At 59.2% G+C, this 16264-nt stretch carries 14 protein-coding genes; 6 read left to right on the top strand and 8 right to left on the bottom strand.

The genetic code is table 11. The features are described 5' to 3' along the window. The first annotated feature begins 28 nt into the window (after positions 1-28). From betI to betA, 3 genes are read left to right on the top strand one after another with little or no spacing between them, the layout of a single operon-like run. Entirely contained in the window at positions 29-622 is a 594-nt protein-coding gene (gene betI / locus K7H21_RS20430; protein WP_004130288.1) for a transcriptional regulator BetI, read from the top strand. A 10-nt stretch (positions 623-632) separates the two neighbouring features. Further along, positions 633-2105, top strand: coding sequence for a betaine-aldehyde dehydrogenase (betB, locus tag K7H21_RS20435; RefSeq protein ID WP_142469098.1), 1473 nt, complete (start codon positions 633-635; stop codon positions 2103-2105). Positions 2106-2119: 14 nt separating this feature from the next. Next, a complete protein-coding gene (gene betA / locus K7H21_RS20440) occupies positions 2120-3784 on the top strand; it encodes a choline dehydrogenase (RefSeq protein ID WP_049114212.1) in 1665 nt (554 codons plus the stop codon). Between the two features lie 102 nt (positions 3785-3886). Here betA and K7H21_RS20445 read toward each other — a convergent pair whose 3' ends face one another. After that, the gene (locus K7H21_RS20445) at positions 3887-4582 is read right to left on the bottom strand and encodes a GNAT family N-acetyltransferase (protein WP_004130276.1); all 696 of its coding nucleotides are present in this window, start codon (positions 4580-4582) and stop codon (positions 3887-3889) included. 185 nt (positions 4583-4767) lie between these two features. Next, positions 4768-6105, bottom strand: a complete 1338-nt coding sequence (locus K7H21_RS20450; protein WP_004130273.1) for an aspartate aminotransferase family protein — start codon at positions 6103-6105, stop codon at positions 4768-4770. A gap of 182 nt (positions 6106-6287) precedes the next feature. On the opposite strand from K7H21_RS20450, the gene K7H21_RS20455 reads away from it, so the two are divergent. Further along, on the top strand, positions 6288-7052 hold the full coding sequence (locus K7H21_RS20455) for an SDR family NAD(P)-dependent oxidoreductase (protein ID WP_004130269.1): 765 nt from the start codon (positions 6288-6290) through the stop codon (positions 7050-7052). 570 nt (positions 7053-7622) lie between these two features. Here K7H21_RS20455 and K7H21_RS20460 read toward each other — a convergent pair. Genes K7H21_RS20460 through K7H21_RS20475 form a run of 4 tightly spaced genes read right to left on the bottom strand, consistent with a single transcriptional unit; the run spans position 7623 to position 10599 of the window. Next, entirely contained in the window at positions 7623-8384 is a 762-nt protein-coding gene (locus K7H21_RS20460) for an amino acid ABC transporter ATP-binding protein (RefSeq protein WP_009653167.1), read from the bottom strand. Next, on the bottom strand, positions 8377-9042 hold the full coding sequence (locus K7H21_RS20465) for an amino acid ABC transporter permease (protein WP_004130263.1): 666 nt from the start codon (positions 9040-9042) through the stop codon (positions 8377-8379). The genes K7H21_RS20460 and K7H21_RS20465 overlap by 8 nt, the downstream gene beginning before the upstream one ends. A 14-nt stretch (positions 9043-9056) precedes the next feature. Continuing rightward, positions 9057-9698: an amino acid ABC transporter permease gene (locus tag K7H21_RS20470; RefSeq protein WP_049113179.1), complete on the bottom strand. Its 642-nt coding sequence runs from the start codon at positions 9696-9698 to the stop codon at positions 9057-9059. A 49-nt stretch (positions 9699-9747) separates the two neighbouring features. Then, positions 9748-10599 (bottom strand): transporter substrate-binding domain-containing protein, encoded by an 852-nt coding sequence (locus tag K7H21_RS20475; RefSeq protein ID WP_004130261.1) that lies wholly within the window; start codon positions 10597-10599, stop codon positions 9748-9750. Positions 10600-10980: 381 nt separating this feature from the next. On the opposite strand from K7H21_RS20475, the gene pdxR reads away from it, so the two are divergent. Beyond that, on the top strand, positions 10981-12447 hold the full coding sequence (pdxR, locus tag K7H21_RS20480) for a MocR-like pyridoxine biosynthesis transcription factor PdxR (protein ID WP_049113177.1): 1467 nt from the start codon (positions 10981-10983) through the stop codon (positions 12445-12447). Between the two features lie 31 nt (positions 12448-12478). On the opposite strand, the gene K7H21_RS20485 is transcribed toward pdxR, so the two are convergent. Both K7H21_RS20485 and K7H21_RS20490 read right to left on the bottom strand, forming a co-directional pair. Then, a complete protein-coding gene (locus K7H21_RS20485; RefSeq protein WP_004130257.1) occupies positions 12479-13126 on the bottom strand; it encodes a LysE family translocator in 648 nt (215 codons plus the stop codon). Positions 13127-13401: 275 nt separating this feature from the next. After that, positions 13402-14736 carry an aminotransferase-like domain-containing protein gene (locus tag K7H21_RS20490; RefSeq protein ID WP_049113176.1) on the bottom strand — a complete coding sequence of 445 codons (1335 nt, stop codon included), beginning with the start codon at positions 14734-14736 and terminating at the stop codon, positions 13402-13404. Between the two features lie 108 nt (positions 14737-14844). On the opposite strand from K7H21_RS20490, the gene K7H21_RS20495 reads away from it, so the two are divergent. Then, the gene (locus K7H21_RS20495) at positions 14845-15735 is read left to right on the top strand and encodes a DMT family transporter (protein ID WP_004130253.1); all 891 of its coding nucleotides are present in this window, start codon (positions 14845-14847) and stop codon (positions 15733-15735) included. The last annotated feature ends 529 nt before the right edge of the window (positions 15736-16264 follow it).

Below are 16264 nucleotides of genomic sequence, written 5' to 3' on the forward strand. Positions count from 1 at the left end.
AACAAAGCTGATGAATGGAGTCTACGAAATGCCCAAACTGGGGATGCAACCGATACGGCAGCGGCAGCTGATTGACGCCACCCTGGCCGCCATCAATGAAGTGGGAATGCACGATGCCACCGTCGCGCAGATCGCCCGACGGGCTGGCGTATCGACCGGCATCATCAGCCACTATTTCAAGGATAAGAACGGGTTGCTGGAAGCGACGATGCGCGATATCACCGGCCAGCTGCGCCAGGCGGTATTGAGCCGCCTGCACGCCCTGCCCGACGCCGGCCCGCAGGAACGCCTACGCGCCATCGTGGCGGGCAACTTCGACGACAGCCAGATAAGCAGCGCGGCGATGAAAGCCTGGCTCGCCTTTTGGGCCAGCAGCATGCATCAGCCGATGCTCTATCGCCTGCAGCAGGTCAGCAGCCGACGACTGCTGTCGAATATCGTCTATGAATTCCAGCGCGCCCTGCCGCGCGAAGAGGCGCAGGAGGCCGGATACGGTCTCGCCGCGCTGATCGACGGGCTGTGGCTACGCGCGGCGCTGAGCGGTAAACCGCTGGATAAAGCCCGCGCCGAAACGCTCGCCGAGCACTTCATCAGCCAATACCTGCCACCGACTTCTCAATAATGGAGGACCCATGTCCCGAATGGCCGAACAGCAGCTTTACATCGACGGTGGTTATGTATCCGCCACCAGCGGTAAAACCTTCGAGACGATTAACCCCGCCAACGGGGAAGTGCTGGCGACCGTCCAGGCCGCCGGGCGCGAAGATGTCGACCGGGCGGTAAAAAGCGCCCAAAAAGGGCAAAAAATCTGGGCGGCGATGAGCGCCATGGAACGTTCGCGCATTTTGCGTAAAGCGGTAGATATTCTGCGCGCTCGCAACGACGAACTGGCGCGTCTGGAAACCCTCGATACCGGCAAACCGCTGAGCGAAACCGCCGCCGTCGATATCGTCACCGGCGCGGATGTGCTGGAGTACTACGCGGGCCTGATCCCGGCGCTGGAAGGCAGCCAAATCCCGCTGCGCGACAGCGCATTTGTCTATACCCGCCGGGAACCGCTGGGCGTGGTCGCCGGGATCGGCGCCTGGAACTACCCGATCCAGATCGCCTTGTGGAAATCGGCCCCGGCGCTGGCGGCCGGTAACGCGATGATCTTCAAACCGAGTGAAGTTACCCCGCTCACCGCTCTGAAGCTGGCGGAGATCTACCGCGAAGCGGGCCTGCCGGCAGGCGTGTTTAATGTGCTACCGGGCACGGGCGCCGAAACCGGTCAGTATCTCACCGAGCACCCGGACATCGCCAAAATCTCCTTTACCGGCGGCGTCGCCAGCGGCAAAAAAGTGATGGCTAACGCCGCCGCTTCTTCACTGAAAGAAGTAACCATGGAGCTGGGCGGCAAATCACCGCTGATCGTCTGCGAAGACGCCAGCCTCGACCTCGCCGCCGACATCGCGATGATGGCTAACTTCTACAGTTCAGGCCAGGTCTGCACCAACGGCACCCGGGTATTCGTTCCGGCACACCTGAAAGCGGCGTTTGAAGAGAAAATCCTCGCGCGCGTGGCGCGTATCCGCCCCGGCGATCTGTTCGCTGAAGGCACCAACTTCGGGCCGCTGGTGAGCTTTCCGCATCGCGATAACGTGCTGCGCTACATCGAGACCGGTAAGCAAGAAGGCGCGCGCCTGCTCTGCGGCGGCGAAGCGCTGAAAGGCGAAGGCTTCGACCACGGCGCGTGGGTCGCCCCGACGGTGTTTACCGACTGCGATGACCAGATGACCATCGTTCGCGAAGAGATCTTCGGCCCGGTGATGTCGATTCTGAGCTACGACGATGAAGAAGAGGCCCTCCGCCGCGCCAACGCCACCGAATATGGCCTCGCCGCCGGCGTCGTCACCCCGGATTTAAACCGCGCCCATCGCCTGATTCATCGGCTGGAGGCCGGGATCTGCTGGATCAACACCTGGGGCGAATCCCCGGCGGAGATGCCGGTCGGCGGCTACAAGCACTCCGGCATTGGCCGCGAAAACGGCGTGCAGACGCTGCACAGCTACACCCAGATAAAATCCATCCAGGTTGAGATGGGTCAGTTTCAATCCATATTTTAACCAGGAGGTCATTTTTGCAGTTTGACTACATTATTATTGGTGCCGGTTCCGCCGGCAACGTACTGGCGACACGACTGACGGAAGATCCCGATACCACCGTCCTGCTGCTGGAAGCGGGCGGCCCGGATTACCGTTTCGACTTCCGCACCCAGATGCCCGCCGCGCTGGCCTTTCCCCTCCAGGGTCGGCGCTATAACTGGGCCTACGAGACCGAGCCTGAACCGCATATGAACAATCGCCGCATGGAGTGCGGACGCGGAAAGGGCCTCGGCGGATCCTCGTTAATTAACGGCATGTGCTATATCCGCGGCAACGCCATGGATCTCGACAACTGGGCCTCGGCGCCGGGGCTGGAGCACTGGAGCTACCTCGACTGCCTGCCCTACTACCGCAAAGCGGAAACCCGCGATATCGGCGCCAACGACTACCACGGCGGCGACGGCCCGGTCAGCGTCACCACGCCAAAGCAGGGCAATAATCCGCTGTTCCACGCGATGATTGAAGCCGGCGTACAGGCCGGCTACCCCCGCACCGACGATCTCAACGGCTATCAGCAGGAAGGTTTTGGCCCGATGGATCGTACCGTGACGCCGCAGGGACGCCGCGCCAGTACCGCGCGCGGCTATCTCGACCAGGCCCGCGCGCGTCCCAATCTGACTATTCGCACCCACGCGCTGACCGATCATATTATTTTTGCCGGCAAGCGCGCCGTCGGCGTTGAATGGCTGGAGGGCGACAGCGCCGCGCCGTCAAAAGCCACCGCCAATAAAGAAGTGCTGCTCTGCGCGGGCGCTATCGCCTCGCCGCAGATCCTGCAGCGCTCCGGCGTCGGCAACCCGGAACTGTTGCGCCAGTTCGATATTCCGCTGGTTCACGCCCTACCCGGCGTCGGCGAGAACCTGCAGGATCATCTGGAGATGTACCTGCAGTACGAATGTAAAGAGCCGGTGTCGCTCTACCCGGCGCTGCAGTGGTGGAATCAGCCGAAAATCGGCGCCGAGTGGCTGTTCGGCGGGACCGGCATCGGCGCCAGCAACCAGTTTGAAGCGGGCGGATTTATCCGCAGCCGCGAGGCGTTTGCGTGGCCGAATATTCAGTACCATTTCCTGCCGGTAGCGATTAACTACAACGGTTCAAACGCGGTAAAAGAGCACGGATTCCAGTGCCACGTCGGTTCCATGCGCTCCCCGAGCCGCGGGCACGTGCGTCTGAAATCGCGCGACCCGCACCAGCATCCGGCGATCCTGTTCAACTATATGTCGCATGAACAGGACTGGCAGGAGTTCCGCGACGCCATTCGCATCACCCGTGAAATCATGAGCCAGCCGGCGCTCGATAACTATCGCGGCCGGGAGATCAGTCCGGGCATTGAGTGCCAGAGCGATGCCGAACTGGATGAGTTCGTGCGCAACCATGCGGAAACCGCCTTCCACCCCTGCGGTACCTGTAAAATGGGCTACGACGAGATGGCGGTGGTCGATGGCGAAGGTCGGGTTCACGGGCTGGAAGGCCTGCGCGTGGTCGACGCCTCGATTATGCCGCAGATTATTACCGGCAACCTTAACGCGACCACGATTATGATTGGCGAAAAAATGGCCGATGCCATTCGCGGCCGCCAGTCGCTGCCGCGCAGTACCGCGACTTATTATGTCGCCGGGGATGCGCCGGTTCGCCGCTAAACGATCTATGCCGGGTGGCGGCGTCGCCTCACCCGGCCTGACCGCGATTTTCCCGGATTGCGCTACGCTTATTCGGGCGACTCATCGGCGCACGGCCTGAATTCAACGAAAATCTTCCAGCCGCTTTATTTGCCGTCCACCAGCATCAAAGTTCTCCGGCGCCAGCCACGCCCGCAGCGCCGCATCGCGCGCGGGCCATTCGCTATCGATAATCGACAGCATATCGCTATCGCGGGTGCGTCCTTTACGCACCATCCTCTGGCGAAGACGCCCTTCCCAGGTAAACCCCAGCCGATCGGCGGCGCGGCGGGAGGCGAGATTCATCGAGTCGCACTTCCACTCCAGCCGACGATAGCCGTGAGCAAAACCATTTTGCAGCAGCAGCCATACCGCCTCGGTCCCGAGCGGCGTATTTTTCATCGCCCGCGACCAGGTGACGTGGCCAATCTCCACCGTGCCCATCGCCCGTTCAATCGCCATATAGCTGACCAGCCCGACGGCCCGCTCGGCGTGCAGATCGATAACCGCATACGGTACCAGCCCGTCGTCCATGACCTTGCCGGTGATCCAGTGCGCCGTTGACTCCACGCTCTGCGGGCAGTTGCTGGCCAGCCACGTCCAGTCGCTGTCATCGCCGAGGGCATAGGCAGCAAACAGATCCGCCGCGTGCCGCTCGGTATCCAGCGGCTCCAGCCGGCAAAAGCGGCCATTTAACGCCGTGCGGCGCAGAAGCCCCGCGCCCTGCCAGCCCGGCACGCGATCGTTGACCTGCTGACCAAATTCATTGATTTCCGGCACGCTTATCTCTCCCGTAGTGTTATCAGGTTGTTATATCAAGAAACCCGGATTGCAGGAAGATGCTGGCAGAATAAGCGACTGAGTTAAGATGGGATGAAAATCAGCCCCGCTTGCGCGAGGCTTAGCGGGGCTACGAGTGGATGGCCCGGTAAGGCGTTTACGCCGCGACCCGGGAAATCATCCTCTTACTTCGCCAGGCTCGCGAAGCGGGCGAATACCGCATCAAAAATCGCCAGCCCTTTTGTCACCTGTTCGGCGCTGATGGTGCACGGCGGCACCACGTGAATGCGATTTTCCACGACGAACGCCAGCAGGCCGGCTTCGGTCAACGCGCCTTTAATGGCCGCCATATCGGCCGCGCCCAGCGGCGTTTTATATTCGCGGCTGCTGACCAGCTCCAGCGCCTGGAACAGACCGCGGCCGCGCACGTTGCCGATAATCGCGTGCTTCTCCGCCAGCGCTTCCAGCCCCGGACGCAGCACCTCATTGCCGATGGTCGCCGCGTTTTCCACCACCTTCTCTTCTTTCATCGCGTCAATGGTGGCGACAATCGCCGCCATCGCCAGCGGATGACCGGAATAGGTTAGCCCCCCGGCAAAGAAATGGTCATCAAAGTAGCGGGCGATCGGCTCGCTGATCAGCACGCCGCCGGCCGGGACGTAGCCGGCGTTAACCCCTTTAGCGAACGTTACCAGATCCGGCACTACGCCGTCCTGCTCGAAGGCGAACCAGCTCCCGGTGCGGCCAAAACCGGCCATCACTTCATCGAGGATCAGCACAATACCAAACTCGTCGGCCAGCGCCCGCACGCCCTGCATATAGCCCTCCGGCGGGACAAGAATCCCGGCGGTCCCCGGAATTGACTCCAGCAGAATCGCGGCAATCGCGTTCGGACCTTCACATTCGATCATCCGCCGCAGATGGGCCAGTGCGCGCTGGCACTCCTCTTCTTCCGTCGTGGCGTTAAATTCGCTGCGGTAGAGATAGGGGTTAAAGAAGTGAACGTGACCGCGCGAATACTCGTTCGGCACGCGCCGCCAGTCACCGGTGGCGGCAATCGCGCTGCCGGTATTGCCGTGATAGGAACGATAGGCGGAGAGCACTTTATCGCGCCCGGTATAGAGCCGCGCCATACGGATGGCGTTCTCGTTGGCATCGGCGCCGGCGTTGGTGAAGAACACTTTGCTAAAACCTTCCGGCGCCAGCTCGACAATCCGCTTCGCCGCTTCGCCGCGGGCGAGGTTGGCGGTGGCGGGCGCAATAGTCACCAGCTCTTCCAGCTGGGCTTTCATCGCCGCCAGTACGCGAGGGTGCTGATAGCCAATGTTGACGTTGACCAGTTGGCTGCTGAAATCGAGGTAAGTATTGCCTTCGTAATCCCACAGCTCGCAGCCTTTTGCCCCGGCGATCACCAGCGGATGTAAATTGCCCTGCATCGACCATGAATGAAACACATAAGCGCGATCCAGCTGCCGAACTTCATCATTGCTTATCGCTACATCGTTCTGTAGTGCCAGCTTCATACCCTGCCCTCTCTCATGTCGTTGTTGTTGGCCTCATCATTGGCCGTTCAGAGGAGAAACGGATAGAGCCAGTCAGGCGAAAATGATGTGACACCGTGTCACATCGCCGCGCGCCGACTGGCCCTGTGCCCGCGCGCGAAGGGTTTCTATAGTGGGAGCGACAACCTGCACAGGAGAATGAAATGGCAACGAGCAAAGTGGTGTTTATTACCGGGGCGACCTCGGGTTTTGGGGAAGCGGCGGCGCAGGTCTTCGCCGATGCGGGCTGGTCGCTGGTGCTGAGCGGACGCCGTTTTGAGCGGCTAAAGAAGTTACAGGACAAGCTCGCCTCGCAGGTACCGGTGCACATTATCGAACTCGACGTGCGCGATAGCGATGCGGTCGCCGCGGCCGTAGCGGCGCTGCCCGCTGAGTTCGCCGATATCACGACATTGATTAACAACGCCGGACTGGCGCTGTCGCCGCAGCCCGCGCAGAAAGTGGATCTGGACGACTGGAAAACGATGATCGATACCAACGTCACCGGGCTGGTTAACGTGACCCACGCGCTGCTGCCGACGCTGATTAACCACGGCGCGGGGGCGAGCATCATCAATATCGGCTCTATCGCCGGGCAGTGGCCCTATCCCGGCAGCCACGTCTACGGCGCCAGCAAGGCTTTCGTGAAGCAGTTCAGCTATAACCTGCGCTGCGATCTGCTCGGGACCGGAGTGCGCGTGACCGATCTCGCGCCGGGTATTGCCGAGACGGAATTTACCCTGGTGCGCACCAAAGGCGACCAGGCGGCGTCGGACAACCTGTATCGCGGCACCACGCCGCTGAGCGCGCGGGATATTGCCGAACAGATGTTTTATATCGCCACGCTGCCGGACCATATGAATATCAACCGGGTCGAAGTGATGCCGGTGCGTCAGGCCTGGCAGCCGTTCGCCATCGATCGGGATTAAGGTTTGGTTGTATCAGACACCGCGCCCGGGCCCGGTAGCCCGGACAGGCGCGTCAAGCGCCGCCTCCGGGAAAGTGTACAGGGGTTCCGTTCACTATTATTCCGCAGAAAATGTCTCAACGTGGTAGGTGAACGGGTAAAGGGGGAGAAAACCGTCTCCCCCTTTACAATCCCCGCGGTCCCGCAAAGAAATCGGTGCTGCGCACTGCGCTCACCTCCCGGTCCTCAGCCTGCGGTCGGCTCAACTCGACATCACTGTCTCGATTCGCCTCTGTCCGCCATCCCTGGCGGCCAGCCCTTGTCTTCGGACCTCCGGTTCGCCGATTTCAGCGGGGGCCAGGGCATCGCTGCATATCACGTTGTTTCAGAGATATATCCGCTGCTGCATGAAAATCCCCCGGAGGCGGCGCTGCCGCGCCTGTCCGGGCTACCCAATCTGCCTCCCTCAGGCTCCGGGCCCGGAAATCCCGGGTCGCGGCGTAAACGCCTTACCCGGGCTACTCCCCGCAAACGGCTGGAAACCCGTAGCCCCGGTAAGCGCAGCGCCACCGGGGAGATTGACCGCTGATGCTTAGCGGCTGCTCTGCAAAAACTGCCTGACGCGTTCGGAATCCGGATTGGTGAAAAACTTCTCCGGCGGCGCCTTCTCTATCAACAACCCTTTTTCGAGAAACACCACCTCATCCGAGACCTGGCGCGCAAAATCCATCTCATGGGTCACCACCACCATCGTGTAGCCCTCGGCGGCCAGCGCCTTCATCACGCCCAGCACCTCGTTGACCAGCTCGGGGTCCAGCGCCGAGGTCGGCTCATCAAACAGAATGACCTCCGGCGACATCGCCAGCGAACGGGCAATCGCCACCCGCTGTTTCTGTCCGCCGGAGAGCGTAATCGGATAAACGTCGGCTTTATGCGCCATCCCCACTTTCTCCAGCTGCTGCATGGCGATGGTTTTCGCTTCATCACGCTTCATCCCCTTCACGTGCAGCAGCGCTTCGCTGACGTTCTGCTGCACCGTCAGGTGCGGCCACAGGTTAAAGCTCTGGAACACCATGCCAACCCGCTCGCGGATTTTCGATAGCTGGCGGTGGGACATCGCCCGGCCATTATGCTCATCAATACCCAGCCGCTGGCCGCTGATGCGGATCTCGCCGCGATCCGGCTGTTCCAGCCAGTTCATGCAGCGCAGCAGCGTCGATTTACCCGACCCCGACGAGCCGAGAATGCTCACCACGGTCCCCTTCTCTACCGTCAGGTTGATATCACGAAGAACTTCAATGTTATCAAACTGTTTAGAGACGTTTTTGACGCTTACTGCAGTGGTATCAGACATGACTCATTCCTCTTCTGACTCCCCAGGCGCTCAGACGCTTAATCAGCAGCTCCAGTAGGATGCTGATCGCCCAGTAGAGCCCAATCGCGACGATAAAAGCGTTAAACGGGATAAAATAAGTGGCCTGCACGCTGTTAGCCGCAGCGGTTATCTCCTGGACGGTGATAATGCTGAGAAACGCGGTATCTTTCAGGCAGATAATCAGCTGATTGCCCATCAGCGGTAGCGCTGAAGAGAGAATATTGGGCAGAATAATGCGGCGGAATATTTTGTAGCGCGAAAATCCCTGCGCCACCGCGGCCTCGATATAGCCGCCGGAAAATACCCGGCGCTGGCTGCGCAAAATCTCAAAGAAATAGGCGCCATGGTAGATAATTAAGGCGATTAGGCCGGCGGTCCACGGTTCCATACTAATACCAACTTGCGGTAGCCCGTAATAGAGCAAATAGGCAAGAATCAAAAAAGGAATCGCCCGCATTAAGCTGACAAAGGCAATAATAAGCCGGTTAAGCGTTTTCTTTTGATATTCGGTTAAATAGCACAGGACCACGCCGATAATTAATCCGGCGATAGCCGCGGTAATAAAAAGCTCAAGGGTGGCGAGTAAACCGGCAATAAAGCTGTCGCGCACCGACCAGATAACGGCCCACTGATTCATAGTACCTCCTGTATTTATCGCGCCAGACGTTTCGCTTTACGCTCGGCCATCCCCTGCAGTTTCAGCAGCAGGCCAATAATCACCACGTACAGCAGACCCGCCGCCAGAATTGGCGAAAGAGGTTCATAGGTGACCGAAGAAATTCGGTTAGTGACGCGCGTCAAATCCACCACGCCAATCACCGCAATGGCCGGGCTACCCTTGATCAGGAACGACATCTCGTTAACCAGCGCGGGCAGGCTTTCAATCCACATCTGCGGCAGCATGATATAGCGGAAGTAGGCCCAGCGACGCATTCCTACCGACTCCGCCGCTTCCCGCTGTTCGCGGGGGAAGGTGCGAAAGGCGTTGCGCCAGATTTCGGCGTTAAAGGCCGAGGTATTGAGCGTCAGCGCCACAATCGCCGCGACGTTTTTATCGAGGTTAATCCCGACGGTCGGCAGAGAAAGAAACAGGAACAGCACCAGCGTGACCAGCGGCGTCGCGCGGGCAAGGCTGATATAGATCACCAGCAGCTGATCGATAACCGGGATACGCAGCATGCGCACCAGGGCGATCAGCAGACCAATCACTACCCCAAAGGCAATGGCGATGGCCGAAATCCAGAGGGTCGTCCATGCGCCTTCAATCAGTAACTGCCAGGAAATTGCATCCATGAAGCCCTCCTTCACCTAAACAGGCGGCGGTTTCCCGCCGCAGAACCCATTACAGACCGGCTAATTTATGGAACTGTTCCGGGCTGGTGATTGGCACGTCAGGAAGATCGTCATAGGTTTCGCCAAACCACTTTTTCTGTAGTTCCGCGAGCTTGCCGGTCTCCTTCATGTGGTTCATAAACTTGGTCATATAGGCCAGCAGCTGCGGCGAGTTTTTCGGGATCGGCCACGCCATATAGCCCGGGCCGGATACCGCCAGACCTTTAGCGAACACCTTCGGCTTGGCCTTCGCCAGATCGTTGACCGAGATAACCACGTTAATCACGTAGTCCAGCCGTTTGTTGGCAAGGTCGGCGTAGGCTTCAGGATAGGAGGGATACTCCACTACCGGCCCCAGCTTACCGCCGGTTTTCTCCAGCATCGCTTTCAGCTCCGGCAGCCGCGCCAGCAGCGCGCTGCCCGCCTGGACGCCCACTTTTTTCCCGCTCAGTTCGGCAATGGTGTTCAGAGAATTATCGCCCGCGCGTTTAACAAAATAGTGCTGCGCTGACGCCCACGGCGGCGTGAAATCAAAAACCTTGAGACGATCATCGGTAATCACTGCGCCGGTTAACGCCATATCGTATTGCCCGGTAGACACCGCCGCCAATAATCCGGTCCACGGCAGAATGCTCTGGTCGACGTTGAATTTCGCGTATTTACGTAATTCATCGAGCATATCTTTGTTAAAGCCATCCGCCTGGCCGTTATTCATAAAGTTAAAAGGCGCGTAATCATCTTCGGTCGCGACTTTCAGGGTGCCGGATTTTTCTATTGCCGGAAGATCCGCGGCAGCTGCGTGATAAGAAAAGGCCATCGCCATGATGGCGCCCAGACAAATTGAACCTAATGATTTGTTCATTAATTCACCCCTAATTAATTCGCCAGACGTGTTCATTCCAGAACATGAAAAGGTTTTGCAAAATATGTGCCGACGGAAGTTCCGAACCGCGACTGATGAATACGTTTTTAGAGCCATCCCATCAGGCGTACATTCTTGCAGCCAGTTTGGACACGGACAGCGCGGAACACCCGAAGCGTACACGTCGTACGTGAGGAGTGTGAGCACTGCCCAGGACCAAAATGGCAAATAAAATAGCCTGATGGGGTCGGTTCTCACTGTAGGGACGGTTTTTAATTTCCAGATAGAGCCAGATTCACCGCGCGGATGTGTCAGTCATTCTCAGGGTGGTATGGAATTTGCTGCAGTTCCTGTACTGAGCGTTTGAGTAAGGAGCCTGGCATGATCCGACACCTGTTACACGTTGATTTCGACCCGCGCCGCGGTTTGCAGGAGCAGGTGCGCGAGACGCTGATTAACGCCATTCTGGGCGGCATTTTTTCCGCCGACACGCCGCTCCCCTCCTGCCGCCAGCTGGCCAGCCAGCTGCGGGTCTCGCGTAACACCACGGCGCTGGTTTTTGAGGGCCTGGTTAACGAAGGTTATCTGCTGAGCCGTCCGCGCAGCGGTTACTACCTGCACCCGGATTATCAGCACGCCAACCCCGCCGCCGCGCCAGAAACTGCACCCCAGGATGAGCGTTCTGCACCACGCTGGGGCACGCGGCTGCAAATCACGCCCAGCCAGCAGGAGTCGATTCTGAAACCGGCCGGCTGGATGAACTACCGCTATCCGTTTATCTACGGTCAGCCGGATACCCGCCAGTTTCCGCTGGCGACCTGGCGTTCGGCGGCGAACTGGCTGCACGGCGGCGTGCGCGACCCGGCGTGGGTGGTGGATCATATCGATCAGGACGTGCCGATGCTGATTGAGCAGATCCGCACCCGGGTACTGCCCAAGCGCGGCATTGTTGCCGCGCCGGACGAGATTCTGATTACCCTCGGTTCGCAAAACGCGCTTTACCTGCTGACGCGCCTGCTGATGTCATCCAGCACGCGCGTTGGCGTGGAGAATCCCTGTTTTCGCGAGGCTATTAACACCTTTCTGCTCGCCGATACCGATATCGTGCCGCATCCGGTGGATGAACAGGGGATCGTCCTGAATGACGCCTCCTGCGATTACTACTACGTGACGCCCGGACACCAGGTGCCAACCGGGGTGGCGATGAGTAAGGCGCGGCGCAGCCAGCTGCTGGAGCATGCCGCTCGCCATGACGCGGTGATTATTGAGGACGATTACGACTCTGAAAGTAACTTTATGCTCAACCCGCTGCCGGCGCTGAAGGCCAGCGATCGCTGCGGTAGAGTCATCTACGTGAGCAGCCTGTCAAAAGCGCTATCGCCAGGCCTGCGGCTGGGCTTTATGGTCGCTGACCCGGATCTGATTGATGAAGCCCGAGCGTTGCGCCGGCTGGTGTACCGTCATCCGCCGACCAATATTCAGTATCAGATGGCCCATTTCCTCGCCCAGGGCCACTATGAAACCCACCTGCGGCGCTACCATTACGACTCGGCCCAGCGCTGGGACCGGCTCAACAACGCGCTGCAGCAGCATCTGCCGGAGTGCCAAATCATCCCCGGCAGCGAACACGCCAACGCGTTCTGGCTGGCCACGCCGGAGCAAATCAACACCCAGCAGCTGACCTGGCGCGCCGCCCACGCCGGGGTACTGATTGAGCCCGGCGCGCGGCATTTTCTCAGCGACGCGCCGCCGGCTAACTTCTTTCGGATGGGGTTTCACGCCATTAATCCTGACGCTATCGAACAAGGCGTGGAGGTGCTGCGTGGCCAGCTGGCGCAGATGGGGTGAACGCAAGGCCCCTTGCCTTAACGCGGCGCCCTCACGATGATAGCGACAAATAAGGATGAACGGCGGATACAATGAGACCGACGGCAAAACACATAAAGACGATGCCACCAGTTTTATTCAGCTTAACGAAGGCATTTCCGGACGACATTTTCGTTTTTACGCTGTGTGCGAAAAGGCCGTAGAGTGAATGAATGACAACCACCAGAATACAGAAGGTTATCGACAGCACGCTGAACTGCGGAATAAAGGGCTGCTGCGGATGAATAAACTGGGGGAACAGCGCCATAAAAAACACAATGGGTTTGGGATTGAACAACGACACCAGTACTCCCTGACGAAACCGCTGACTGGCGGAAGGCATCGTTAAATCGGAAGAAGAGAGAGGTTGATTCAGCGCGCGGGGCACCGAGCGAAAGAGCTTTACACCCAGATAGATCAAATAGGCCGCCCCAACCCCCTTGACTATCAACAACGTCAGTTGAGAGGTGGTAATAATCACGCCAACGCTGCTGGCAGCAATAATCGATATGACGCCCATCCCCACCGCCACCCCAATAATCCCCGCCATCGCATTACGCAGATTATAATTCAGCGTGTTGGTCAGCGTCAGGAGTACACCGGGGCCGGGACTGGCAATGGTCAGGCTGGCGATCAGTATATAAAGGTAGAGCTGCTGCATTGAAAAAGGATCCTGTACAGAACAGGGCGCGGCTCCGCCCCTGAAATGATTAACAACGTCGTATCTTCAGGACGTGCGCTTGCTCAGCGTCAACAGCACAACCGTACTTGATGTTTTATGTACACTACCGTAACAATTTTAAATTGTCATCAAATTTAAAATTAACCTTACAAATCATAATAATAAAAAACAAACATTTATTTAAACACTATTAAGCCGCCATTTACCCCATAAAAAGTGACTAACCAGTCACCTCATCGCTCGTCGTCGAAACGCTAGCGATATTGCTCATACTCCACGGCTTCGCGAACCTGGACCAGCGCCGCGCGCAGGCTATCCAGGGGAACCGAACCCAGGGCGATGCGGAGCGCCTGCGGCACGTTCGCGGCAGCGCAAAATGGTTCGGCGGTCGACACGGAAATGTGGCGATCCATCAGCATTTTCACCAGCCGATCGGCCCGGCTCTCCTCGCCCAGAGGCAGCCAGAGGAAGTATGAACTCGGATGGCTCACAACGGGAAGCGCGCCGAGCGCCTCACGCGCGAGCGACTGCCGCAGCCGCGCATCCCGTCGCTTCTGCGCCGCAAAACGCGCAACCGTCCCATCGTCAATCCAGGCGCAGATCAGTGAACTCATCAACGAAGGCGTATTCCAGGTCGTCGCCCGTATAGCACGCTCAATCGCTTGCCGATAGTAGGGTGGACAAATTACCGCCCCCACGCGTAGCCCGGTGGCAACGTTTTTCGAAAAACCGGCGATATAAACCGTTCTTTCCGGCGCATAGCTGGCCAGCGGCGGCGGCGGATTGCCGACCAGCCAGGCGTATGCGGTATCTTCAATAATCAGCAGGTCATGCAGGCGCGCGAGGTCCGTCAGCGCCTGCCGCTGGCGAGAAGTGAGCACCCAGCCGAGCGGATTGTGCAGCGTCGGCATGGTATAAACCGCCCGTATCCGCCGCTGCCGGCACAGCTGGTGAAGCGCTTGCAGATCCGGCCCCTCTGCGCGACAGGGGATCGCCACCAGTTCCAGATGATAAAGCGCGGCCAGGGCCTTAAAGCCCGAATAGGTCAGCGCATCAACCGCCACCACATCGCCGGGGCGCAGAAGACCCATCACGGTCACCGCCAACCCGTGCTGGGCGCCGCTGACGATCAGCACGTTTTCCGCGTCAGGCGCAAAGCGGTTACCGGTCAAATAGCGGGCGATAGTTTCGCGTTCGGAGAGCCGTCCGGCATGAGGCTGGTAGCGCAGATGAGATTCAATATCCCCCGCCATCGCCAGCCGCCTGAGCGCCTCGCGCAGCGCATCCCCCTGCGCCGGCAGCGAAGGATAGTTGAAGTTGAGATCGACTACATCGCCCGCCACCGCCTGCTGATCGACGCCGTGCCCCGGCGGCAGCGAGATATCCCGTACGAAGGTGCCGCGCCCGGTTTCACCGCTGACCAGCCCCATTGCTTCCAGTTCACGATAAACGCGGGTGGCCGTGGCCAGCGAAATGCGTTCGTCGGCGGCAAGGGTACGATGGGTCGGCAGGCGGGTGCCGGCCGGCAGCTGTCCGCGATGAATCGCCTGCGCGTAGCTGTCGACAATGGTTTTGTATCGGGCTTTCATCGGTGAATGTATCTATGACAATAATTTGATTGTATTAGATTAAGGACACTACCATCGCTTCAGACATTGCTCAAGCGGGCACTGCACAGCCAATATTGCGAGGTTAGCGTGGTAGATTCAGCGGTTCATAACACGGCGCCGGGGCCATGGTCCGGATGGCTTAATGGTTTGCTGGGCGTCATCATTTTTAGCGGTTCGCTGCCCGCGACGCGTCTGGCGGTGCTGGAGATGGACCCTTTTCTGTTGACCTTTCTGCGCGCCTCCATCGCCGGGCTGCTGGCCATCGTGCTGGTTGTCGGCTTTCGCCAACAACGCCCGCGCGTGTCGCAGCTTATGCCGCTGGCGATTGTCTCGTCAGGGGTGGTGATCGGTTTTCCGCTGCTCACGGCGCTGGCGCTGCGGCACGTCACTTCAGCACATTCGATCGTTTTTATCGGGCTTTTGCCGCTGACGACGGCCATTTTTGGCGTGCTGCGCGGCGGCGAGCGTCCGCGTCGCGCTTTCTGGATCTTTTCGGTTATTGGCAGCCTGCTGGTGGTGGGATTCGCTCTGACGCAAAACGCGGCGGCGTCGCTCAGCGGCGATCTGCTGATGCTGGCGGCAGTGATCGTCTGCGGCCTGGGCTATGCGGAGGGCGCGAAGCTGACCCGGGAGCTCGGCGGCTGGCAGGTGATTAGCTGGGCGCTGATTATCGCCTTGCCTTTTATGCTGGTTGCCTCGTGGATAACCCAGCCAGCATCATGGAGCGCCCTGTCAGTATCGACCTGGGCCGCGCTCGGCTACGTGTCGGTTTTTAGTATGCTTATTGGCTTTATCTTTTGGTATAAAGGGCTGGCCGCTGGCGGTATCGCCGCCGTCAGCCAGCTCCAGCTCTTACAGCCGTTCTTCGGGCTTGGCCTGGCGGCGGCGCTGCTGCACGAAACCGTCAGCCCATTGATGCTGAACGTAACCCTGGGCGTGATTCTGTGCGTTATCGGTTCGCGCAAATTTGGCCGCTAGCCTGTGTTGCTTTGTAGCCCGGAAATCCCGGGTCGCGGCGTAAACGCCTTACCCGGGCTACCGCCCCGCAGATGGCTGGAAACCCGTAGCCCTTGTAGCCCGGACAGGCGCGCAGCGCCGCCTCCGGGACGGTGTTGAGGGATTCCGTTCACTATTATTCCGCAGAAAATGTCTCACCGTGGTAGGTGAACGGGTAAAGGGGGAGAAAACCGTCTCCCCCTTTACAATCCCCGCGGTCCCGCAAAGAAATCGGTGCTGCGCACTGCGCTCACCTCCCGGACCTCAGCCTGCGGTCGGCTCAACTCGACATTACTCGTCCCATCCCTGGGACTCGCCCCTACGGGGCCAGCGCAAGCGCTGTTCAAAATTGCTCCAGGCAATTTTGTCGTGTCTCGATTCGCCTCTGTCCGCCATCCCTGGCGGCCAGCCCTTGTCTTCGGACCTCCGGTTCGCCGATTTCAGCGGGGGCCAGGGCATCGCTGCATATCACGTTGTTTCAGAGATATATCCGCTGCTGCATGAAAATCTC

This window comes from Klebsiella sp. CTHL.F3a, from assembly GCF_019890895.1.
Taxonomy (GTDB): domain Bacteria; phylum Pseudomonadota; class Gammaproteobacteria; order Enterobacterales; family Enterobacteriaceae; genus Klebsiella; species Klebsiella grimontii.

Coding starts and splice junctions, on each gene's coding strand:
- betI (WP_004130288.1), top strand. CDS start 29: ATGCCCAAACTGGGGATGCAACCGATACGGCAGCGGCAGCTGATTGAC.
- betB (WP_142469098.1), top strand. CDS start 633: ATGTCCCGAATGGCCGAACAGCAGCTTTACATCGACGGTGGTTATGTA.
- K7H21_RS20450 (WP_004130273.1), bottom strand. CDS start 6,105: ATGAAGCTGGCACTACAGAACGATGTAGCGATAAGCAATGATGAAGTT.
- K7H21_RS20455 (WP_004130269.1), top strand. CDS start 6,288: ATGGCAACGAGCAAAGTGGTGTTTATTACCGGGGCGACCTCGGGTTTT.
- K7H21_RS20460 (WP_009653167.1), bottom strand. CDS start 8,384: ATGTCTGATACCACTGCAGTAAGCGTCAAAAACGTCTCTAAACAGTTT.
- K7H21_RS20465 (WP_004130263.1), bottom strand. CDS start 9,042: ATGAATCAGTGGGCCGTTATCTGGTCGGTGCGCGACAGCTTTATTGCC.
- K7H21_RS20470 (WP_049113179.1), bottom strand. CDS start 9,698: ATGGATGCAATTTCCTGGCAGTTACTGATTGAAGGCGCATGGACGACC.
- K7H21_RS20475 (WP_004130261.1), bottom strand. CDS start 10,599: ATGAACAAATCATTAGGTTCAATTTGTCTGGGCGCCATCATGGCGATG.
- pdxR (WP_049113177.1), top strand. CDS start 10,981: ATGATCCGACACCTGTTACACGTTGATTTCGACCCGCGCCGCGGTTTG.
- K7H21_RS20485 (WP_004130257.1), bottom strand. CDS start 13,126: ATGCAGCAGCTCTACCTTTATATACTGATCGCCAGCCTGACCATTGCC.
- K7H21_RS20490 (WP_049113176.1), bottom strand. CDS start 14,736: ATGAAAGCCCGATACAAAACCATTGTCGACAGCTACGCGCAGGCGATT.